Source organism: Methylobacterium terricola, from assembly GCF_006151805.1.
In the GTDB taxonomy this organism is placed as follows: Bacteria; Pseudomonadota; Alphaproteobacteria; order Rhizobiales; family Beijerinckiaceae; genus Methylobacterium; species Methylobacterium terricola.
Map to the genome: position 1 here is coordinate 15,816 of NZ_VDDA01000025.1, position 20,084 is coordinate 35,899.

Sequence of the window (20,084 nt, forward strand, 5' to 3'; positions counted from 1 at the left end):
AATCCAGGCGGCGGGACGCGACGGCTCCCCGGCGGGTCAGCCGCTGCCGCAAGCCCGAAATATGGGATGGGTGCGGCGGCAGGGCAACGTCGCCGGAGGGACGAGTCCCGACGCCGGCCGGACGGCGCGGTGAGCCAGCATCGTCATCGACCATGCCGGCCACGTCGCAGCAACGACGCCCGGCACCGCGTCCCGTCCGCCGACGTCCTCGATCGATCGGGACAGTCTCGCGAGCGGTGTCGCGGCCTCGACGAGGTCAGGGCGTCAGGACGCGCCGGGCAGCGCCCCGATCCGGACCGGGAACACCTGAATGGGTGGGCCCTGCACGTCTGTGGACAACCAATCGACCAAGATGCCGGCCACCATCCAGCAGCACAGGAAGATTGTTGTCATTCCACATCAGTCGATCCGATCTTCTCTCTTCGATCATGGAAAAGATCTTTCCGTCCGACCCGCGTTGACGACGTTGGGTCCGCATCGGCTGATGGCTTGAGGCCGAATCGGCCCGGACAGATCGGACGCCATGACAGACTATCCGACGATCAAGACCTTCGCCGAGACCTCCTCCCGCGCTGCGGGCAAGACCTCGACGGCCGTCAGCCGGCGCCGGCTGTTCCAGTCCGGCGCCGTGATCGCGGGCGCCGCCCTCGGCAGCCGGATTCCCGGCGCGGCAGCCCTGGAGGGACCGCCGCCGCGGGGGCTCGATGCCCTGGCGCGCGACCTGCGCGGCCGCCTGATCCGCCCCGGCGAGCCGGGCTTCCTGGTCGCCGCGTGGCCGAATAACGGCCGCTGGGCCGACGTGCTGCCGCTCGCGATCGCGATGTGCACCGGCGGCGACGACGTGCGTGCCTGCATCAACTGGGCACGCCAGGAGCGCCAGACCTTTGCGGTGCGCTGCGGCGGGCACAACTACGCGGGCTTCTCGACCACGCACGGCCTGCTCATCGACGTGAAGCCGATGAGCGGCATCCAGTTCGACCCGAAGACCGGGTTCGTGACGATCGGGGCCGGCGCCAGCAACCAGGACATGGCCGACGCCTTCCGGGCAACCGGCCTCGCGGTCCCGTCGGGCCGCTGCCCGACGGTGGGGATCAGCGGTCTCACCCTCGGGGGCGGCTGGGGCTTCTCGGCGACGCGCAACGGCCTGACCTGCGACGCCCTGCGGGCGACCGACGCGGTGACGGCGGACGGCACCCTGCATCGCGGCATCGCCGCGACCGGCGACGACGCGTCCCTGTTCTGGGCCGCGCGGGGCGGCGGCGGCGGCAACTTCGCGGTGCACACCTCGTTCACCTTCGAGCCGCACCCGGTCTACGACGTCACGGTGTTCAACATCGTCTGGCCGGCCCGCCACCAGATCGAGCTGATGCTGGATCTGCAGGACATCCAGCTCAACAATCCGCACCTGATCTCGACCCGCAGCAAGCTCGTGCCGATCGTCGCCGGCCAGGTGCAGCGCGACAAACTGGGGGTGCAGACCCTCGGCCAGTTCTTCGGCCCGCCGGACCAGCTCCGGGCGCTCCTCGACCGTCCCCTGTCCCGGTCGAAGCCGACCGTCGCCGAGATCAACCGGATGAATTACTGGAGCGCCCGCGACTACCTCGTGACCGACGACCCGGGCGGCTTCTACGACATCCGCTCGAGCTACGTCGCCGGCCAACTCGGCGGCGACGCGATCGACACGATGATGCGCTGTATGGAGAAGTCGCCCTGCGGCTCGGTGCTGCAGCAGAACATGGGCATCCTGTTCGCGGCCGGCGGCCGGGTGAAGGCGGTGCGCCCCACCGACACAGCCTATGTCCACCGCGAATCCGACTTCATCCTGGAGATGGAGACGTCGTGGAGCCCGCTCGACATGCCGGACATGGTCAAGCGGCAGCAGGCCTGGCTGACCGAGTACTTCGCCGCGATGCAACGTTTCGTGAAGCCGCAATCCTACGTCAACTTCCCGAGCCGCGACCTGCCGAACTGGCTCGACGCCTATTACGGCGAGAATGTCGGCCGGCTCTGCGAGGTGAAGCGCCGCTACGACCCGGACGACGTGTTCAAGTTCCCGCAGAGCGTCCCGCTCAAAAAGCCGGCGTGACCGGAGGCCGATCGGCGCGGCACGTCCGGCCCGATGTCACCTCGACGATCCACCGCGTCATTCCGGGGTCGCGTCAGCGGAGCTCCGGGATGACGCCGCGGGTCACGGGTCCGTCGCGGGATCGCGGGAACGTTCGACCGTGACGGTCCCTCCCCTCACCCGGTCGAGGCCGACTTGCGCACCCGGTCGACCGCGGCATCGAAATCGAAGCCCGGACCCGCGACGGCGTCGAGCGCCAGCGGGCAGTCCTGCGGCAGGGTCAGCGACACCTGGGTCTCGTCCGGCCGCAGGTCCGGCGCCTCGGCCTCGCGCACGGCGAGCGTCCAGACGCCGTCGAGCTTGAGGGCGGAGAGGTCTTGGCCCGCCAGCCGCCCGTGCAGCTCCGCCGCCTCCCGGCGCCAGACCGCGACGCGGGCCTCATCGGCGATCAGGGCGGCCTTGACCAGGGTGGCGAGGAGCGCGCGCAGGGTCGCGGCGGGAGAGGTCGGCTCGGTCATCGGGACTCCGGGGATCGTCTCGCCGAGGCGCCGCAAGCCCGGTGCCAAAAAGAGAAGGGGCCGGATCGCTCCGGCCCCCTCCGTCACGTGCCTGACCCGGGTCTGGATCAGAGCGAGTAGTAGTTCACGAACTCGATCGGGTGCGGGGTCATCTCGTACCGCATCACCTCGGTCATCTTCAGCTCGATGAACGAGTCGATGAAGTCGTCGTTGAACACGCCGCCGGCCTTGAGGAACTCGCGGTCGGCGTCGAGGCTGTTGAGCGCCTCACGCAAGCTGCCGCACACGGTCGGGATCTCCTTGAGCTCCGCCGGGGGCAGGTCGTAGAGGTCCTTGTCCATCGCCGGACCCGGATCGATCTTGTTCACGATGCCGTCGAGGCCGGCCATCAGCAGGGCCGCGAAGGCGAGGTAGGGGTTCGCCATCGGGTCGGGGAAGCGGACCTCGACGCGCTTGGCCTTCGGCGAGGTCGTCCACGGAATCCGGCATGAGGCCGAGCGGTTGCGGGCCGAATAGGCCAGCAGCACCGGCGCCTCGTAGCCCGGGACCAGGCGCTTGTAGGAGTTGGTCGACGGGTTGGTGAAGGCGTTGAGGGCCTTGGCGTGCTTGATGACGCCGCCGATGTACCACAGGCATTCCTGGCTGAGGTCGGCGTACTTGTTGCCGGCGAAGACCGGCTTGCCGTCCTTCCAGATCGACTGGTGGACGTGCATGCCCGAGCCGTTGTCGCCGTAGACCGGCTTCGGCATGAAGGTCGCGGTCTTGCCGTAGCTCTGGGCGACGTTGTGGATGCAGTACTTGTAGATCTGCATCTGGTCGGCCATCAGGGTCAGCGTGTCGAACTTCATGCCCAGCTCGTGCTGGGCAGACGCGACCTCGTGATGGTGCTTCTCGACCTTGACGCCCATTGACTGCATGGCGGCGAGCATCTCGCCGCGCATGTCCTGGGCCGAATCCTGCGGCGGGACCGGGAAGTAGCCGCCCTTGATCTGGACGCGGTGGCCGAGGTTGCCGCCCTCGTACTCGGTCTGGCCGTTGATCGGCAGCTCGACCGAATCGAGCTTGAAGCCGGTATGGTACGGGTCGGCGGAGAAGCGGACGTCGTCGAAGACGAAGAACTCGGCCTCGGGGCCGACGAAGATGGTGTCGCCGATGCCGCTGGCCTTCACGAAGGCCTCGGCCTTCTTGGCGATGCCGCGCGGATCGCGGCTGTAGGGCTCGCCGGTCGACGGCTCGAGCACGTCGCAGACGATCGACATGGTCGAGGCGGAGAAGAACGGGTCCATGCAGGCCGTCGCCGGGTCCGGCATCAGCAGCATGTCGGATTCGTTGATCGCCTTCCAGCCGGCAATCGACGAGCCGTCGAACATCGTGCCCTCGGCGAAGATGTCCTCATCGACCAGCGACACGTCGAAGGTGACGTGCTGCCACTTGCCCCGCGGATCGGTGAAGCGGAAGTCGACGTACTTGACGTCGTTTTCCTTGATTTCCTTGAGGACGTCCGTCGCGGTCTTAGACATTCTCGTTTGATCCCTTCCTAGAACGGCGTCGAAGGCCGCCATGAAGCCGCGGTCCTGGGGTCAGGCCGCGGTTTTCGTCGCTGCAGAGAAGGCCGGGCGTCGGATCGCGCCGTCGTCAGATGGCGTCCTGGCCGGTCTCGCCGGTGCGGATGCGGATCGCTTCCTCGATCGAGGAGACGAAGATCTTGCCGTCGCCGATGCGGCCGGTCTGGGCCGATTTGCGGATCGCCTCGACGGCGCCGTCCACCAGCGTGTCGGGCAGCACGATCTCCAGCTTCACCTTGGGCAGGAAGTCGACCACGTATTCCGCGCCCCGATAGAGCTCGGTGTGGCCCTTCTGGCGGCCGAAGCCCTTGGCCTCGATCACCGTGATGCCCTGAAGGCCGACCTCCTGCAGGGCCTCCTTCACCTCGTCGAGCTTGAAGGGCTTGATGATCGCTTCGATCTTCTTCATGCCGGGCGGGCCTGGTCTGCAACGGTTCCGGCGGCATTCCTAGCATCGCGCCGCGCCGACCGCCACGGGGGATTTCCCGTGAGCGGACCGGGAATGCCTAATCGGTAAGCAATTGCTGCGCGTTTGTTGCGCAATTCGTCGTTCTCAAGCTTGGCTCCGCGGCGACGCTGCCGCGTCCGGGCGCTTCTCGGAGTAGGATGCGATGGCCGGGACCGAGCTGCTCACCACCGACGAGATGCGGCGGGCCGATGCCGCCGCGATCGACGCCGGCACGCCCGGCCTGACCCTGATGTCCCGCGCCGGTGCGGGCGTGGCCGCGCGCGCCCGGGCGCTCGCCGGGGAGGGACCGGTCCTGGTCCTGTGCGGGCCGGGCAACAACGGCGGCGACGGGTTCGTCGCCGCGCGGCTGCTGGCCGAGGCGGGCCTCGCCGTCGAGGTCGCGCTGCTCGGACCGCGCGACGCGCTCGCGGGCGACGCCGCCGCGGCGGCCGCGGACTGGACCGGCCCGGTGGCGGACGCGGCGAGCGCCGAGCCGGCGGGCTTCGCCCTGGTGATCGATGCCCTGTTCGGGGCCGGCCTCGCCCGCCCGGTCGAGGGCGCGGCGGCTTCGCTGATCGCGCGGGTCAACGAGGCCGGAGTGCCGGTGCTGGCGGTCGACGTGCCGTCGGGCCTCGACGGGGATACCGGCGCGCCGCGCGGCGCGGTCGTCGCCGCGACCGAGACCGTCACCTTCGTGCGGTGCAAGCCCGGCCATCTGCTCCTGCCCGGCCGGCGCCTGTGCGGCCCGGTCACGGTGGCGGAGATCGGCATCCCGGATGCGGTGGTGGCGGGGATCGGCGCGCAGGCCCACGCCAACGGGCCGGACCTCTGGGGTGCCGCCATCCCGCATCTCGCCACCGACAGCCACAAATACATGCGGGGCCACGCGGTGGTGCTGTCGGGCCCGGCCCACCGCACCGGCGCGGCGCGGCTCGCCGCCCGCGGCGCGCTTCGGATCGGCGCCGGCCTCGTCACCGTGCTGTCGCCGGCCTCGGCCCTGCCCGAGAACGCCGCCCATCTCACGGCGATCATGCTGAGCCCGTGCGAGGGCGCCGACGACCTCGACGACACGCTCACCGACGAGCGCCTGAACGCGATCGTCGCCGGCCCGGGCCTTGGCACCGGCGCCCCGACCCGCGACCTGGTGCGGGTCGCCAGCGAGGCCGGCCGCGGCCTCGTCCTCGACGCCGACGCGCTGACGAGCTTCTCGGGGCGGGCCGACGAACTCGCCGAGATGATCGCGGGCGGCGGCGCGCAAGCGATCGCGACCCCGCACGAGGGGGAGTTCGCGCGCCTGTTCAAGGGCGTCGCCGCCGTGCCGGCGGAGGGCTCGAAGCTGGTGCGGGCCCGGGCCGCCGCGGCCTTCCTCGGCGCGGTGGTGGTGCTGAAGGGGGCCGACACGGTGATCGCCGCCCCGGACGGCTGCGCCGCCATCAACGCCAACGGCACGCCCTGGCTCGGCACCGCCGGCAGCGGCGACGTGCTGTGCGGCTTTGCCGGCGGGCTGCTCGCGCAAGGGATGGCGCCGTTCGAGGCCGCCGCCGCGGCGGTCTGGCTCCACGCCGCCGCCGGGCGCCGGCACGGGCCGGGGCTGATCGCCGAGGACCTGCCGGAGCTGATGCCGGCGGTGCTGAAGGAGCTGCTGGAGAGGCTGGGGCGGACCTAGCGAGCCGCCGGTGACCCGGTACGCCACGTCATCCTGGGACTCGCCACAGGCGAGAACCCGGGATGGCGGCGAGGGTGCCGGAGACGTGGGACGATCGAGCGGGACGGAGGTCCCCCTCCCCTCACGCCGCCGCCGCGACCACCCGGTTCCGGCCGTCCTGCTTGGCCTGGTAGAGCGCGAGGTCGGCGCGCTTGAGCAGGAGGGACGGGTCGCCATCCCCGGCCTGCCGGATGGCGACGCCGATCGAGACCGTGACGTCGATGGCGCAGGTGCCGCGCTGGACCTGGAAGGCCGCCGCCTCGATCCGTTCGCGGATGCGCTCCGCCACCTGGCGGGCGGCGTCGAGCCCGGTATCGGGCACCACCACGACGATCTCCTCGCCGCCGTAGCGTGCCACCACGTCGATGCCGCGGGTCTGGGCGCGGATGCGGGTGGCGAATTCCTTCAGGACCTCGTCGCCGGCGTCGTGGCCGAAGCGGTCGTTGATCGACTTGAAGCGGTCGATGTCGAGGATCAGGAGGGCCACCGGGCGGTCCCGCAAGGACGGCTCGGAGAACAGGCCGGCGAGGTAGCTGTCGAGGTAGCGCCGGTTGTGCAGGCCGGTGAGCCCGTCGGTCACGGCGAGGTCCATCGACGCCTGGACCGACTCGCGCAGCGAGTGCGAGAACCGCTTGCGCTTCACCTGGGTGCGCACCCGGGCCACCAGCTCGTTGCGGTCGATCGGGCGGACCAGGTAGTCGTGGACGCCGAGATCGAGGCCGCGCATGATCCGGGCGCGGTCGCCGGCATCGGCCAGCATCACCACCGGCACGGTGCGGGTGCGGTCGAGGGAGCGGAGCTGGCTGCACAGGCGCAGGCCGTCATGGCCCTCGAGGTCGAGGCTCACCAGCACCACGTCGTAATCGCCGGCCTTGACCCGCTCCAGGGCCTCCTGCGGCGAGGCGACGGTCTCCACGCAGTGATACTGCCCGAGCGCCGCGGCCATGCGCTCGGCCGAGGCGCGGCGGTCCTCAACGATCAGCACGTTGGCGTCGTGCCCGGTCTCGGCGGTGGCCGCCGCCAGGGGATCGCCGACCCGCGACGCCATGGCACGGCTGCGCAGCTCGTCGGTCACCGCCTTCAGGCGCACCAGGCTGCGCACCCGGGCCATCAGGGCGGTGTCGTCGATCGGCTTGGTGAGGAAGTCGTCGGCGCCGGCATCGAGGCCGCGCAGGCGGTCGCCCGGCTGGTCGAGGGCGGTCACCATCACCACCGGCAGGTGGGCGGTGGTCGGGGTCGACTTGATCCGGCGGCAGACCTCGAACCCGTCCATGCCGGGCATCATCACGTCGAGCAGCACGATGTCGCACAGGCCCTTCTCGCACACCGCGAGGGCATCGGGCCCGTTCATCGCCGAGACCACATCGAAGTACTCGATGGTCAGCTTGGTCTCAAGCAGCTTGATGTTCGGAAAAAGATCGTCGACGATGAGGACACGTGCCGACATGGGTAGGTCAGGCCTCTCAGCTCTGCATCAGCTCTTGTCAGGGTCCGCTCTCGATCAACGCGCGATCAGCTCTTGCGCTCGTCGCCGACGTAGGTCCGCACCGTCGCAAGGAACTTCGCGACGGAAATGGGCTTCGAGAGGTAGGCCTCGCAGCCTCCCTCGCGGATGCGCTCCTCGTCACCCTTCATGGCGAAAGCCGTGATGGCAATCACCGGGATGCTCTTGAGCTCGTCGTCCTCCTTGAGCCATTTAGTGACCTCGAGGCCCGAGACCTCGGGGAGCTGAATGTCCATCAGGATCAGGTCCGGTCGATGCCGGCGCGCCAGCTCGATCGCCTCGATCCCGTTGGCCGTCTTGAGGGTCGAGTAGCCGTGAGCTTCCAACAGGTCGTTGAAAAGCTTCATGTTCAGCTCGTTGTCCTCGACGATGAGCACCGTCTTCGTCATGGCTCACTGTCTCCGGCGCTCCAGCGGCCCGCGTCCCACCCGGCAGCAAACCGGAACCGCAACACTGTTAAGCGGCACATGTTGATGAAACGCAAATCCGACGGTTTTGCCAGAGGGTCCGATCCCCGTGGTGGAGTGCTGAGCGCATCCGCCGCGGAGGCCCTTGGCGCCCGCGTCTTCGGCTACGTCACGGGCGATCCGGGCCGACTGCTCCGGTTCATGGAGAGCGCCGGCCTGACGCCGGATGCGTTGCGGCAGGCAGCGGACGGCCCGGACCTCATCGCCGGCCTCCTCGACCACGTGGTGGCGGACGAGGAGCTGCTCGTCGCCTGCGCGAGCGCCCTCGAGGTGCCGCCGGAGCGGATCACCCAGGCATGGCGCCGCCTCGGTCCGCCGGATCCGGGCGAGTTCGGCGCGTGAGCCAGGCGGATGCCGGGTTCTGCCGCGATTGCGGCGCGACCGCGCCGGCCGCCGGCGCCCCGCGCTGCCGGGCCTGCGGCTCGCCGCGCCTCGTCGCTCATCCGGAGCGCGACGCCCTCGCCATCGCGCATGTCGATTGCGACGCGTTCTACGCCGCGGTCGAGAAGCGCGACGACCCGTCCTTGCGCGACAGGCCGCTGATCATCGGCGGGGGCAAGCGCGGGGTGGTGGCGACCGCCTGCTACATCGCGCGGATCCGGGGCGTCCATTCGGCGATGCCGATGTACCGCGCCCTGGAGGCCTGCCCGGACGCGGTGGTGCTGCGGCCCGACATGGAGAAATACGCCCGGGTCGGCCGGGAGGTGCGGGCGATGATGCAGGAGCTGACGCCCCTGGTCGAGCCCGTCTCGATCGACGAGGCGTTCCTCGACCTCTCGGGCACCGAGCGGCTGCACGGCGCCTCGCCCGCCGTGACGCTGGCGCGCTTCGCCCGCCGGGTCGAGGCCGAGATCGGCATCACCGTCTCGGTCGGGCTCGCCCCCAACAAGTTCCTGGCCAAGATCGCCTCCGACCTCGAGAAGCCGCGCGGCTTCTCGATCATCGGCCGGGACGAGGCCGAGGCGTTCCTGGCGCCCCGGCCGGTGCGGATCCTGCCCGGCATCGGCCAGGCCGCCGCCGAGCGCCTCGCGTCCCTCGGCATCCAGCGGATCGGCGATCTCGGCCGGGTGGCGCCGGAGCGGCTGCAGGCCGGCCTCGGGCGCGACGCCGCCCGGCTGCGCGCGCTCGCCCGCGGCGAGGATCCACGCCGGGTGCAGCCGATCCGCGAGACGAAGAGCGTGTCGGGCGAGACCACCTTCGCGGAGGACCTGCGCGCCTTCGAGGCCCTGCGGCCGATCCTGTGGCAGCTCTGCGAGAAGGTCGCGCGGCGGCTGAAGCGGGCGGAGCTCGCCGCCGGCAGCGTCACGCTGAAGCTCAAGGACCGGGAGTTCCGCCTGCGCACCCGCACCCGCTCGGGGTTGGCGCCGACGCAGGTCGCCGAGCGGCTGTTTCGCCCGGCCGAGGCGCTGCTGCGCGAGGCCTGCGACGGCACCGCCTACCGGCTGATCGGGATCGGCGCCGGCGACCTGTGCGGCGCGGCCCATGCCGACCGGGGCGACCTCGCCGACGTCTCGGCGGTCCGCGACGCCAGCCGGGCGGCGGCGATCGATGCCTTGCGCGACCGCTTCGGTGCAGCCGCGGTGCAGCGCGGCCTCGGCTTCACCCCGCAGGGCGAGGGTGGGCCGGGCTCCGGCAAGCAGGGGCCGGTCCCGGGGACGGCGAAGCGGGAGCCCCGCTGACGGTCGGCCACCGCTTCCCCTCCGGACCCTATTTGCAGTCCTTGCTCTCCGGCATGAGGTCGATGCGCGACAGCTCGCCCTTGAGCGAGAACTCGCCGTAATCGAGGCGCAGCGCCCCGCTCACGCCGTTCTCGTAGAGGTCGAAGGCGAGGACGTAGACCGGGGTGCGCTCCCCCTCGCCCGGCGAGAAGTAGCTCAGCGTCACCGGCCAGTGCGGCATCGCCGCCATCGCCCCCTGGCGCAGCGGCGCCTCGACCGGTGCAGTGGCGGCCTTCGCGTCCGGCTTGGACAGATCGGGCTTGGCCAGATCGGGCTTGGCCAAATCGGGCTTGGCCAGATCGGGCTTGGCCGTGTCGGCGGCGATGGCGCGCTGCGGACCGATCACCGCCAGGGTATCGTAGACCTTGCGGCCGTCATCCGAGCCGTCGAATACCTTGACGGCGACGGTGGATTGCCCGGCCCGGGCGGCCTCGATCAGCCGTCGCATGTGGGCGGCGGGAAACAGCACCTCCCCAGCCACCGCCATCTCCCCGCGCTTGGGCTGCTTGAGGGTGATGTCGACGCCCTTGTCGCCGCGCTCGGCGTTGCCGTCGACCGGTGCCGCGGCCTTGCCGTTGAGGTCGGACTGGGTGCGGAAGCGGAAGCTGCGCCCGTCGCCGCTCTCGAAAGTGGTGTTGCGCAGGTCGGAGGTGCGGCTGCCGCTCTCCGAGCTCTCCAGAACCGTCACCTGCCGGTATTGCAGCGCGAAGCCCTTGCAGGAATCCCCGGTGAAATCGAACACGATCCGGCCGCGGGCCCCTTCGACCGCGCGGGTGCCGGAGCTGCCGGACAGGGACAGGTCGTAGACGGCGCGATGGGGTGCGAGATGCACGGCCTCGGCCGCCAGGGCGGGCGACGAGAGCGCGAGCAGGACGCACGCGAGGAGTGATCGCATGAGGTCTCCCGGGGCGGCCGTGGGTGATGGCGTCGGCCCTGTTGGCCGTCTCAAGATAGGTCCCGCCCCGGTTCCCGGCAACGTGCCGCCGGTGCCGGGAGCGCGCCCGCCGTGGCGATAAGGCCACGCTTGCCCAAACACCGTGAATTCAACCAATGGTTGTGTCGCCCCAGAAGGGCGGCGCGGCGGCGCGCCGCCCCGTGCCGGACGGCCGCGAAATCCGGTCAAACACGGCGCAACATGCTCAGAGCAATGACTATTTTTCGTCCTCCGCCGGTGCCGCACGGCACAACGGAGCCCCTCGTCGGCACAACCGAGACGGGTCGTGCCGCCCGCTCCGCCGCGGGGAAAAACCGCCTCGGGGGGGCCCGGACTCTTGCGCGGGTGTTAGGCCGTCCTGTAGGTTCACCCCCGTCGCCACCGCCCGAGGCGTGGCGGCGATCACCAGCAGGATCGGACGGACTGAACGCGCGGTCGAACGGCTGACCGCTCGCGTCCGCACGTCGATTCCATGGGTGATGTCGGGGGAGTGGAGGCGGCGATGACGGATGCGGGCCCGGGCTGGACGAAGGAGCGTGTCGAGCTTCTCAAGCGGCTGTGGAGCGACGGCCGGAGCGCCAGCCAGATCGCGGCCGAGATCGGCGGCGTGTCCCGCAACGCGGTCATTGGCAAGGTCCACCGGCTCGGCCTCGCCGGCCGGGTCCTGAAGACCAATGGCGCCGCGTCGACCGCCGGCCGCCGTGGCCGGGGCGACGCCGATGCACCGGACGCCCCCATCACCGAGGCACCGTCCATGCTGGCGCCGGCGCCGCCGGCCCTCGCCCTGGTCCAGGCTCAGTCCGACCCCACCTCCGACTCCGTCGCCCTGCCGGAGAGCGCCCGCGTCACCATCATGGAGCTGCGGGAATTCATGTGCCGCTGGCCGATGGGCGACCCGTCCACGCCGGATTTCCGCTTCTGCGGCGACCGCGCGATCACCGGCCTGCCCTACTGCACCCATCACAGCCGCATCGCCTACCAGCCCGCCGCCGAGCGCAAGCGCGACCGCAGGGCCGTCGGCTTCCGCTGAGGCCGCGGCATCGGGAGCGGCGGCCCGCCGCTTCCGATGGCTTGACGTTATCGCTCAAATCCTAACGATTCCTGTCCGGCGGCCGCGGCCGGACGGATCCTGCGACGCGGCGGCGGCGGACCGGCTCGACCATCCTGACGGAGGCGGCCCAGGAACGGCAGCGGATGCGCCGGTCCCGAAGCGGCCCCGGCGAGCGTTCCGATGCCTCACGCATCCGGCGCGAACATCTCGTCGAAGGAATAGCCGGAGCCGCGTACGGTGCGGATCGGGTCGTTGTCGCGGCCACGGTTGATCGCCTTGCGCAGGCGGCCGATATGCACGTCGACGGTGCGCTCATCGATATAGACGTCGTGGCCCCAGACGCCGTCGAGGAGCTGCTCGCGCGAGAAGACGCGGCCCGGGCTCTGCATCAGGAATTCGAGCAGCTTGAACTCGGTCGGGCCGAGATGCAGCTCGCGGCCGTCGCGGCGGACGCGGTGGCTGACCCGGTCGAGCTCGATGTCGCCGGCGACCAGCAGGTCGGCGACGTGGGCGGGCTTGGCGCGGCGCAGGAGCGCGCGGACCCGCGCCAGCAGCTCCGGCACCGAGAACGGCTTGACGATGTAGTCGTCGGCGCCGGTGGCGAGCCCCCGCACCCGGTCGCCCTCCTCGCCCCGCGCCGTGAGCATGATGACCGGCAGCCGCTCGGTCTCCCGGCGGGCGCGGATGCGCCGGCACAGTTCGATGCCGGACAGGCCGGGCATCATCCAGTCGAGGAGGACGAGGTCGGGCACCTGCTCGCGCAGGCGGAGATCCGCCTCGTCGCCGCGGGCGACGGCGTCGACCTCGAAGCCCTCGGCCTCGAGGTTGTAGCGCAGGAGGAGGGTGAGGGCTTCCTCGTCCTCGACGATCAGGATGCGGGTACTCATTGCGGGTACTTCAGGCAGGGATCACGGGTGGGGCCCGCCGGGCATCGCGAGCCCGCGCGGGCGTGTCGCCCTCAGGCCTCGGGCGGGGTGTCGAGGGTGGCGAAGCTCGAGCGGTCGTTCTTGGGACGATCGGTCGTCAGCGTCTCGCCGGTGGCGAGGTAGTGGATCGTCTCGGCGATGTTGGTGGTGTGGTCGCCGATGCGCTCGACGTTCTTGGCGCAGAACAAGAGGTGCGTGCAGAACGTGATGTTGCGCGGATCCTCCATCATGTAGGTCAGCAGCTCGCGGAAGAGCGAGGTGTAGAGCGCGTCGATGCCGCCGTCCCGGGCCCAGACGTCGAGGGCCGCGACGGTATCCTGGGTGGCATAGGCGTCGAGCACGTCCTTGAGCTGGGCCTGGACCAGCTCGTTCATGTGCTCCACGCCGACGACGATCTTCTGCAATTGTACCTGGTCGCTGATCGCGACGACGCGCTTGGCGACGTTCTTGGCAAGATCGCCGATGCGCTCGAGATCGCCGGAGACGCGGATCGCCGAGATCGTCTCGCGCAGGTCGATCGCCATCGGCTGGCGCCGGGCGATCAGCAGGATCGCCTTCTCCTCGATCTCGCGCTGCAACCCGTCGAGGCGCTGGTCCACGGCGATCACCGCCTGGGCGAGGCCGGCATCGCGGCGCAGCAGCGCCTGGCCGGAATCGGCCACCATCTTCTCGGCGATGCCGCCCATCTCGGCGATGCTGCGCCGAAGGTTCTGCAGTTCCTGATCGTAGGAGCTGACGATGTGACCCGACATGAGGTGAGCCTCCCCGCGCTGAGGTGGAGCGTATGGCGGACGCCGGCCCGGCGAGGCCTGGGCCGGCGGAACGATGGCGTGGCGCCTCAGCCGAACCGGCCGGTGATGTAGTCCTGGGTCTGGCGCTTCGTCGGATTCATGAACAGCCGGTTGGTCGGACCGTACTCGACCAGCTCGCCGAGATACATGAAGGCGGTGAACTGCGAGATGCGGGCCGCCTGCTGCATGTTGTGGGTGACGATGGCGATGGTGAACTCAGCCCGCAGCTGCTCGATCAGCTCCTCGATGCGGCCGGTCGAGATCGGGTCGAGGGCCGAGGTCGGCTCGTCGAACAGGATCACCTCCGGGCGCTGCGCCACCGTGCGGGCGATGCAGAGGCGCTGCTGCTGGCCGCCGGACAGGCCCATGCCGGATTGCTTCAGCTTGTCCTTCACCTCGTCCCACAGCGCCCCCTTGCGCAGGGCCTCCTCGACGCGGTTGTCGAGATCGGCCTTGCCGAGGCGCTCGTAGAGCCGGATGCCGAAGGCGATGTTGTCGTAGATCGACATCGGGAACGGGGTCGGCTTCTGGAACACCATGCCGACCCGGGCGCGCAGCTCGTTGAGGTCGATCGAGGGATCCAGGATGTTGCGGCCGTCGAGCAGGATCTCGCCCTCGGCGCGCTGCTCCGGGTAGAGGCTGTAGATGCGGTTGAAGGTGCGCAGCAACGTCGACTTGCCGCAGCCCGACGGCCCGATCAGCGCCGTGACCTGGCGGTCGAGGAAGTTGAGGTTGATGTTCTTCAGGCCCTTGAAGTCGCCGTAGTAGAAGCTGAGGTCCTTCACGGCGAGGCGGATCGCGGCGGATTCGTCGGCCGTGCTCTGGCCCACGACCGGCGCGGCGGTGGCGGTGGCGCTCATCGGTGTGTCTCCAGGATGCGGATCAGCGCCCCTTCGGGCCGCTCAGGACGAGGCGGGCCACGATCGACAGGCCCAGGATGGTGACGGTGATGAGGAGCGCGCCGGCCCAGGCCAGCTGGCGCCAGTTCTCGTAGGGCGACAGGGCGAACTGGTAGATCATCACCGGCAGGTTCGCGACGCCGCCCATCAGGTTCGGGCTGAACCAGGAATTGTTGTTGAGCGCGGTGAAGAGCAGCGGCGCGGTCTCGCCGGCGATGCGGGCGAGCGCCAGCAGCACGCCGGTGACGATGCCCGACTGCGCCGCCCGCCAGGTGACGCTGCGGATCACGATCGATGTCGGCGCGCCCAGCGCCGCGCCGGCCTCGCGCAGGGTGCCGGGCACCAGGCGCAGCATGTCCTCGGTGGTGCGCACGATCACCGGGGTGGCGATGATGGCGAGCGCGACGCCGCCGGCCCAACCCGAATAGCCGCCCATCGGCCGCACCATCAGGGTGTAGACGAACAGGCCGATCAGGATCGAGGGCGCCGAGAGCAGGATGTCGTTGAGGAAGCGGATCAGGTTGGCGAGGTGCGAGGTGCGGCCGTACTCGGCGAGGTAGGTGCCGGCGAGCACGCCGACCGGCGTCGCCACCACGATGCCGAGCGCCGTCATCACCAGGCTGCCGAGGATCGCGTTGGCGATGCCGCCGCCCTCGGAGCCGGGACCGGGCGTGACCTGGGTGAACAGGGCCGGCGAGAAGCCCTGCACGCCCTGGATGATGAGCATCAGCAGGATCGAGCCGAGCACGACGGCGCCGAGCACGGTGGCGGCCGTGCAGGCGACGATCAGGAGCTTGTCGGCCGAGCGCCGGCTGGCGCGGACCCGGCCCCATTCCGCGGGGGCGGTGCGGGTGGGGGCGGGCGGGGCCGGCCTTGCGACCGCGGCGGGGGAGGCGTTCATCGGGAGGCGTCCTGCGGGTGCGAAGGTCAGGCCACCTTCGCGCGGCGCACCAGCAGCCGGGCGACGATGAGCACGATGAAGGTGACGACGAACAGGATGCAACCGAGCGCCATCAGGGCGTTGAGCTGCATGCCGTCGGCCTCGTTGAACTCGTTGGCGATGCGCGAGGCGATGGTCGAGCCCGGATCGAAGATCGAGGCCGAGAGGCGGTTGGCGTTGCCGATCACGAAGGTGACCGCCATCGTCTCGCCGAGCGCCCGGCCGAGGCCCAGCATGATCGCCCCGATGATCGAGACCGAGGCCTGCGGGATCAGGACGTGGCGCACGACCTCCCAGGTGGTGCAGCCGATGCCGTAGGCGCTCTCGCGCAGGACCGTCGGGATCTGGTCGAGCATGTCGCGGGTGATCGAGGCGACGAAGGGCACGATCATGATCGCCAGGATGATGCCGGCGGTGAGGACGCCGACGCCGGACGGCACCTGGGCGTAGAACAGGGTGCCGACGATCGGCATCCCCTCGACGAGGTTCGAGACCGGGATCTGCACGAAGCGCGCGAAGAGCGGCGCGAACACGAACAGGCCCCACATGCCGTAGATGATGCTCGGCACGGCGGCGAGCAGCTCGATCGTCATCGCGACCGGGCGGCGGGCCCAGCCGGGGCAGAGCTGGGTCAGGTAGATCGCGATGCCGAGCGAGATCGGCACGCCGATGACGAGGGCGAGCAGCGCCGAGACCAGGGTGCCGATGATGGCCACCAGGGCGCCGTACTGCTCGCGGCCGACGTTCCAGGCGCTCGAGACGAGGAAGCCGGGGCCGAATTCCCGGAAGGCCGGCCAGCCGCCATAGGCGATCGAGCCGAGGATGCCGGCCAGCACCGCGAGCACCAGCAACGCCGAGGCGAGGGCGGCACCGCGGAAGATGCGGTCGCCGAGGGGGCTGGGGCTGCGGCGGGCGACGGCGGGCCTCGCCGCCAAAGCAACGTTCTCAGACAACGCGACCATCCGGGTTTCCCTTGGAGTGAGCGGCCTTAGCGCGCTCGGCGGATCGAGGCGAGTCGGCCGCGCCCCGGCGACCGGCCGGCGGCGGCATCCCGGCATCGCTCAAGCGCCGCGCGGGCCCGACATCCGGGCCGGCGGAGGAGGGAGGGCGGGACGATCCCGCCCTCCCGGGTTTCGGGCGTTCCGCAGCGGCGTCAGTTGGCGAGGACGGGCTTGCCGTCCTTGACGATCGTCTTCCACTCGTCCTCGACCTGGGTGACGACCTTCGCGGGCAGCGGCACGTAGTCGAGGGCGGTGGCCATCTGGCCGCCGCTCTTGTAGGCCCAGCGGAAGAACTTCAGCACCTCGGCGGTACGGGCGGCATCGGCCGGGTTCTTGTGGACCAGGATGAAGGTCGCGGCGGTGATCGGCCACGCCTTGGCGCCGGCCTGGTTGGTCAGCGAGATGCCGAAGCCCGGGGCGGCCTTCCAGTCGGCGTTGGCGGCGGCGGCCTGGAACGCCTCGTCGCCCGGCATCGGGTACTGGCCGTCCTTGTTCTGGATCAGCGCGACCGGCAGGTTGTTCTGCTTGGCATAGGCGTACTCGACGTAGCCGATGGCGTTCGGGACCTGCTTGACGACCGCCGTGACGCCCTCGTTGCCCTTGCCGCCCTGGCCGGCCGGCCAGCTGACCGTGGTCGAGGCGCCGAACTCGGACTTCCAGGCCGGCGACACGTCCGACAGGTAGGTGGTGAAGATGTTGGTGGTGCCGGACGCGTCCGACCGGTAGACCGGGGTGATCGGGGCGTCGGGGAGCTTCACGCCCTCGTTGAGCTTGGCGATCTTCGGGTCGGACCACTTCCGGATCTTGCCCTGGTAGATCTCGGCCAGGACCTCGCCGGTCAGCTTGACCTCACCGGGCTTGATGCCCGCGATGTTCACCACCGGGACGACGCCGCCCATCACGGTCGGGAACTGGACCAGGCCGTCCTTGGCCAGGGTCTCGCCCTTCAGGGGCGCGTCGGTGGCGCCGAAATCGACGGTCTTGGCCTGGATCTGCTTGATGCCGCCGCCTGAGCCGATCGACTGGTAGTTGAGGCCGTTCCCGGTCTCCTTGCGATAGGCCTCGGCCCACTTCGAGTAGACCGGGAACGGGAAGGTGGCGCCGGCGCCGGTGATGTCGAGGGCCATCGCCGAGGTAGCGATCTGGGCGGTCGCGAGCCCGATGGCGAGCGCGTAGGAGAAGGGCTTCACTGGTATCTCTCCGTGTTCGGATCGGTCAGGCAGGGCGCGGGGGCCCGGAGGAGGGTCCCGGCTCCTTGCGCGTCGACGGCCGATGAGGACGTGACCGGTCTCCCCGGACTGCGCCGGATTGTGTCCCGATCGTTGCCGGGACCTCCGGCGCGGGCGAGGGATACGCCCGGCGTGACGCCGGCCCTATGACGATCCCATGACACTGGGATGACAGCGTCCGCCCGGATGCGACGGTTTCGCCACCTCGCGCGTTGGGACGGCGAGGATCGCCGGGGACAGCCCCGGACATTTGACCCGCGATGATGGTCACAGGACGCAGCCCCGTGCACACTCTCGATACCACGACCGACGGGCGCCCGGACAAGCCCGGCCCCGACGACGACCCCGGCCGCCGGGAGCTGATGGCGCTCCATGCGGAACGGGCGGAGCTGGAGCAGCGGCTCGCCCGCGCCGAGCAGGAGCGTCTCTACCTCGCCGAGCCGGGCGCCGCCGCCTCCGCCCAGGCCGAGGAGACCACCCTGCTGGCCGAGCTCGACCGCCTCATGACCCGCATCCGCGCCGCCGAGTACCGGAGCCAGCCGGGCGCCCGGACCTGGTAGGGGCCGGGCGTCGGCGACATTTCCGGGAACCTCGGCCGTACGAAGGCCGTTGCCCCCCGCGACCCCGGCCGCCGGCCCGGGCGCGGCCGCGTTCGTGCGGCCTCTGTGGAGCGACGGAGCGATGGCGATGCAGCGCGTGAAGGGACCGGTCGAGGGCGCCGTGCGGGTCCGGATGCGCCGCGGCTGATCCGCCCGCGGCGATGCGCGCGTCGACAGACGCGCGGCGCGCCCCAGTTTTCTACCCAGGAAGCTCCGGCGGAGTACCAAGAGAGCGGCTTCGCGGCTGTTGTCCCCGCGCTGGCCGCCGCCCTCCCCGCTTCAGAACGTGAGAGTCGCATGGCGTCTATCGACAATCCCCTTCCCGGCACCGAGACCAAGCCCGGCCTGCCCCAGACCGTCCAGGTTCATCTCGGCCGACAGCTGCGTGCGGCCTACGCGCCCCTCGAGACCGCCGCGACCCCGGAGATCTTCCTCGCGCTGATCGAGAAGCTCGAGGCGGCGCTCGCCGCCCAGGGCCGTGCGGTCGAGCCGGAATTCCGCCAGGGCATGCTGGCCGCCCTGTCGTCGCTGCGCGCCTTCGCGCTCTCGCTCACCAACAATGCCGCCCGCGCCGACGACCTCGTCCAGGACACGATCCTGCGCGCCTGGCAGAACCAGCACCGCTTCCAGCCCGGCACCAACCTGAACGCCTGGCTGTTCACCATCCTGCGCAACGCCTTCTACTCCGAGCAGCGCAAGCGGATGCGCGAGGTCCAGGACGAGGACGGCTCCTACGCCGCGCGCCTGTTCACCGCCCCCGACCAGGGCCACCGCCTCGACGTGCAGGACCTGCGCGCCGGCCTCGCCAAGCTGCCGCCGGACCAGCGCGAGGCGCTGATCCTGGTCGGCGCCGAGGGCCTGTCCTACGAGGAGGTCGCGGGCATCTGCGGCGTGGCGATCGGCACGATCAAGAGCCGCGTCAACCGCGCCCGCAACCGCCTAGCCGAGCTCCTCGGCTACGGCGACGACGACCTGACCGGCGACCGCATGATGCAGTCGGCCATGGGCGAAGGCGTCTGACAGGGGCGGGTCCGACGGCGACGGGCCGCCCGTCGCGCCGCCACCTCTGACGCCCACCATCGTTGTCCTGGGGCCGCATCACGGAACCCGGGGTCCATCACCGCCGACGGTTCAGGACGACGCGGATCGCGACCCGCCCGTTCCTGCGCCGCCGCGGTGATGGATCCCGGGTTCTCGCGTTCAGCGAGCACCGGGACGACGTCGCATTCGACCGATCGGAGCGCCGAGGCCGTCGCCGGAAGGCGCTCCTCCCGTCCTCAGTGGCGGCCGTGGATCAGCCAACCGAACAGGTAGCCGATGCCGCCCGCGACCAGCAGGGCGGCCAGGTGCCGGTCGCCGACCTGGCGGGAAACCGCGCGGTTGCCGCGCTCGTAGTAATGTCGCCCGGTCTCGCGGGCCTGGTCGGCGTAGTCCGGCGCGGCATCGGCGAGATCGTGCACCGCATCCTTGGCCTGACCGTAGAGGCTGCGGGCCGCCCCCGCCGCCTGATCGGCAAGGCCCCGGGCCTGGGTGCCGGTATCGCCCGTCCATTCGCCGAGCCGCTGCTGCACCTTGCCGCCGAGCTCCTTGCCGGCGCCGGTGATTCGGTCGGAATCCATCGCGATCTCCGTGTCGGCGGCCAGTCCGGACGCTGCCGCCTTCTCCGGCGCTAACGCGCGGGCCGGGCAAAAAGCCTCGCTGCCGCCGCGCCGACGGCTCGAATT

Annotated in this window: 21 protein-coding genes; 8 read left to right on the forward strand and 13 right to left on the reverse strand. The window is 70.6% G+C overall.

All coding sequences use genetic code 11. The annotated features are described in order from the left end of the window. Nucleotides 1-523 precede the first annotated feature (523 nt). Nucleotides 524-2,086, forward strand: coding sequence for an FAD-binding oxidoreductase (locus FF100_RS29800; protein WP_139039519.1), 1,563 nt, complete (start codon nt 524-526; stop codon nt 2,084-2,086). A 155-nt stretch (nt 2,087-2,241) separates the two neighbouring features. Here the strand turns inward: FF100_RS29800 and FF100_RS29805 are convergent, their stop codons facing one another. From FF100_RS29805 to FF100_RS29815, 3 genes are all read right to left on the reverse strand, one after another. Beyond that, complete coding sequence (locus FF100_RS29805; RefSeq protein ID WP_139039521.1) at nt 2,242-2,583, reverse strand: hypothetical protein; 342 nt, start codon at nt 2,581-2,583, stop codon at nt 2,242-2,244. Between the two features lie 107 nt (nt 2,584-2,690). Next, the gene (gene glnA, locus FF100_RS29810) at nt 2,691-4,103 is read right to left on the reverse strand and encodes a type I glutamate--ammonia ligase (protein ID WP_139039523.1); all 1,413 of its coding nucleotides are present in this window, start codon (nt 4,101-4,103) and stop codon (nt 2,691-2,693) included. A 115-nt stretch (nt 4,104-4,218) separates the two neighbouring features. Further along, a complete protein-coding gene (locus FF100_RS29815) occupies nt 4,219-4,557 on the reverse strand; it encodes a P-II family nitrogen regulator (RefSeq protein WP_060845473.1) in 339 nt (112 codons plus the stop codon). 202 nt (nt 4,558-4,759) lie between these two features. Between FF100_RS29815 and FF100_RS29820 the strand changes: the two genes are divergently transcribed. Next, complete coding sequence (locus FF100_RS29820) at nt 4,760-6,262, forward strand: NAD(P)H-hydrate dehydratase (RefSeq protein WP_139039525.1); 1,503 nt, start codon at nt 4,760-4,762, stop codon at nt 6,260-6,262. Nucleotides 6,263-6,383: 121 nt separating this feature from the next. On the opposite strand, the gene FF100_RS29825 is transcribed toward FF100_RS29820, so the two are convergent. Next, nucleotides 6,384-7,748, reverse strand: a complete 1,365-nt coding sequence (locus FF100_RS29825; RefSeq protein ID WP_139039527.1) for a PleD family two-component system response regulator — start codon at nt 7,746-7,748, stop codon at nt 6,384-6,386. Between the two features lie 65 nt (nt 7,749-7,813). After that, nucleotides 7,814-8,194: a response regulator gene (locus FF100_RS29830; RefSeq protein ID WP_139039529.1), complete on the reverse strand. Its 381-nt coding sequence runs from the start codon at nt 8,192-8,194 to the stop codon at nt 7,814-7,816. A gap of 135 nt (nt 8,195-8,329) precedes the next feature. Here FF100_RS29830 and FF100_RS29835 point away from each other — a divergent pair, with 135 nt between their 5' ends. After that, nucleotides 8,330-8,614 carry a DUF3572 domain-containing protein gene (locus FF100_RS29835; protein WP_246102534.1) on the forward strand — a complete coding sequence of 95 codons (285 nt, stop codon included), beginning with the start codon at nt 8,330-8,332 and terminating at the stop codon, nt 8,612-8,614. Next, nucleotides 8,611-9,951: a DNA polymerase IV gene (locus tag FF100_RS29840; protein WP_246102536.1), complete on the forward strand. Its 1,341-nt coding sequence runs from the start codon at nt 8,611-8,613 to the stop codon at nt 9,949-9,951. The genes FF100_RS29835 and FF100_RS29840 overlap by 4 nt, the downstream gene beginning before the upstream one ends. Before the next feature lie 28 nt (nt 9,952-9,979). On the opposite strand, the gene FF100_RS29845 is transcribed toward FF100_RS29840, so the two are convergent. Next, entirely contained in the window at nt 9,980-10,885 is a 906-nt protein-coding gene (locus FF100_RS29845) for a cell envelope integrity EipB family protein (protein WP_139039534.1), read from the reverse strand. A gap of 541 nt (nt 10,886-11,426) precedes the next feature. Between FF100_RS29845 and FF100_RS29850 the strand changes: the two genes are divergently transcribed. Then, the gene (locus FF100_RS29850) at nt 11,427-11,954 is read left to right on the forward strand and encodes a GcrA family cell cycle regulator (protein WP_139039536.1); all 528 of its coding nucleotides are present in this window, start codon (nt 11,427-11,429) and stop codon (nt 11,952-11,954) included. 206 nt (nt 11,955-12,160) lie between these two features. Here the strand turns inward: FF100_RS29850 and phoB are convergent, their stop codons facing one another. The 6 genes from phoB to pstS all read right to left on the reverse strand — a co-directional run bounded on the left by phoB (nt 12,161) and on the right by pstS (nt 17,722). Further along, on the reverse strand, nt 12,161-12,862 hold the full coding sequence (gene phoB / locus FF100_RS29855; protein WP_139039537.1) for a phosphate regulon transcriptional regulator PhoB: 702 nt from the start codon (nt 12,860-12,862) through the stop codon (nt 12,161-12,163). 71 nt (nt 12,863-12,933) lie between these two features. After that, nucleotides 12,934-13,653: a phosphate signaling complex protein PhoU gene (gene phoU / locus FF100_RS29860; RefSeq protein ID WP_139039539.1), complete on the reverse strand. Its 720-nt coding sequence runs from the start codon at nt 13,651-13,653 to the stop codon at nt 12,934-12,936. Nucleotides 13,654-13,739: 86 nt separating this feature from the next. Beyond that, nucleotides 13,740-14,552, reverse strand: coding sequence for a phosphate ABC transporter ATP-binding protein PstB (gene pstB, locus FF100_RS29865; protein WP_139039541.1), 813 nt, complete (start codon nt 14,550-14,552; stop codon nt 13,740-13,742). A gap of 22 nt (nt 14,553-14,574) precedes the next feature. Next, a complete protein-coding gene (gene pstA, locus FF100_RS29870) occupies nt 14,575-15,492 on the reverse strand; it encodes a phosphate ABC transporter permease PstA (RefSeq protein WP_139039543.1) in 918 nt (305 codons plus the stop codon). A gap of 26 nt (nt 15,493-15,518) precedes the next feature. Further along, nucleotides 15,519-16,493 (reverse strand): phosphate ABC transporter permease subunit PstC, encoded by a 975-nt coding sequence (gene pstC / locus FF100_RS29875; protein WP_139039545.1) that lies wholly within the window; start codon nt 16,491-16,493, stop codon nt 15,519-15,521. A gap of 191 nt (nt 16,494-16,684) precedes the next feature. Further along, the gene (pstS, locus tag FF100_RS29880; protein WP_139039547.1) at nt 16,685-17,722 is read right to left on the reverse strand and encodes a phosphate ABC transporter substrate-binding protein PstS; all 1,038 of its coding nucleotides are present in this window, start codon (nt 17,720-17,722) and stop codon (nt 16,685-16,687) included. A gap of 323 nt (nt 17,723-18,045) precedes the next feature. On the opposite strand from pstS, the gene FF100_RS29885 reads away from it, so the two are divergent. The 3 genes from FF100_RS29885 (at nt 18,046) to FF100_RS29890 (ending at nt 19,380) form a co-directional block, all read left to right on the forward strand. Continuing rightward, on the forward strand, nt 18,046-18,321 hold the full coding sequence (locus tag FF100_RS29885; RefSeq protein ID WP_246102538.1) for a hypothetical protein: 276 nt from the start codon (nt 18,046-18,048) through the stop codon (nt 18,319-18,321). Nucleotides 18,322-18,370: 49 nt separating this feature from the next. Further along, nucleotides 18,371-18,508 carry a hypothetical protein gene (locus tag FF100_RS37380; protein ID WP_171070388.1) on the forward strand — a complete coding sequence of 46 codons (138 nt, stop codon included), beginning with the start codon at nt 18,371-18,373 and terminating at the stop codon, nt 18,506-18,508. A 149-nt stretch (nt 18,509-18,657) separates the two neighbouring features. Further along, a complete protein-coding gene (locus FF100_RS29890; RefSeq protein ID WP_139039549.1) occupies nt 18,658-19,380 on the forward strand; it encodes a sigma-70 family RNA polymerase sigma factor in 723 nt (240 codons plus the stop codon). A 257-nt stretch (nt 19,381-19,637) separates the two neighbouring features. Here FF100_RS29890 and FF100_RS29895 read toward each other — a convergent pair whose 3' ends face one another. After that, a complete protein-coding gene (locus FF100_RS29895) occupies nt 19,638-19,979 on the reverse strand; it encodes a CsbD family protein (RefSeq protein ID WP_139039551.1) in 342 nt (113 codons plus the stop codon). Nucleotides 19,980-20,084: the final 105 nt, after the last annotated feature.

What these genes read in the sequence shown, in the direction of transcription:
- FF100_RS29800 (WP_139039519.1), top strand. Translation starts at nt 524, where the DNA reads ATGACAGACTATCCGACGATCAAGACCTTCGCCGAGACCTCCTCCCGC.
- FF100_RS29805 (WP_139039521.1), bottom strand. Translation starts at nt 2,583, where the DNA reads ATGACCGAGCCGACCTCTCCCGCCGCGACCCTGCGCGCGCTCCTCGCC.
- glnA (WP_139039523.1), bottom strand. Translation starts at nt 4,103, where the DNA reads ATGTCTAAGACCGCGACGGACGTCCTCAAGGAAATCAAGGAAAACGAC.
- FF100_RS29815 (WP_060845473.1), bottom strand. Translation starts at nt 4,557, where the DNA reads ATGAAGAAGATCGAAGCGATCATCAAGCCCTTCAAGCTCGACGAGGTG.
- FF100_RS29820 (WP_139039525.1), top strand. Translation starts at nt 4,760, where the DNA reads ATGGCCGGGACCGAGCTGCTCACCACCGACGAGATGCGGCGGGCCGAT.
- FF100_RS29825 (WP_139039527.1), bottom strand. Translation starts at nt 7,748, where the DNA reads ATGTCGGCACGTGTCCTCATCGTCGACGATCTTTTTCCGAACATCAAG.
- FF100_RS29830 (WP_139039529.1), bottom strand. Translation starts at nt 8,194, where the DNA reads ATGACGAAGACGGTGCTCATCGTCGAGGACAACGAGCTGAACATGAAG.
- FF100_RS29845 (WP_139039534.1), bottom strand. Translation starts at nt 10,885, where the DNA reads ATGCGATCACTCCTCGCGTGCGTCCTGCTCGCGCTCTCGTCGCCCGCC.
- FF100_RS29850 (WP_139039536.1), top strand. Translation starts at nt 11,427, where the DNA reads ATGACGGATGCGGGCCCGGGCTGGACGAAGGAGCGTGTCGAGCTTCTC.
- phoB (WP_139039537.1), bottom strand. Translation starts at nt 12,862, where the DNA reads ATGAGTACCCGCATCCTGATCGTCGAGGACGAGGAAGCCCTCACCCTC.
- phoU (WP_139039539.1), bottom strand. Translation starts at nt 13,653, where the DNA reads ATGTCGGGTCACATCGTCAGCTCCTACGATCAGGAACTGCAGAACCTT.
- pstB (WP_139039541.1), bottom strand. Translation starts at nt 14,552, where the DNA reads ATGAGCGCCACCGCCACCGCCGCGCCGGTCGTGGGCCAGAGCACGGCC.
- pstA (WP_139039543.1), bottom strand. Translation starts at nt 15,492, where the DNA reads ATGAACGCCTCCCCCGCCGCGGTCGCAAGGCCGGCCCCGCCCGCCCCC.
- pstC (WP_139039545.1), bottom strand. Translation starts at nt 16,493, where the DNA reads ATGGTCGCGTTGTCTGAGAACGTTGCTTTGGCGGCGAGGCCCGCCGTC.
- FF100_RS29890 (WP_139039549.1), top strand. Translation starts at nt 18,658, where the DNA reads ATGGCGTCTATCGACAATCCCCTTCCCGGCACCGAGACCAAGCCCGGC.
- FF100_RS29895 (WP_139039551.1), bottom strand. Translation starts at nt 19,979, where the DNA reads ATGGATTCCGACCGAATCACCGGCGCCGGCAAGGAGCTCGGCGGCAAG.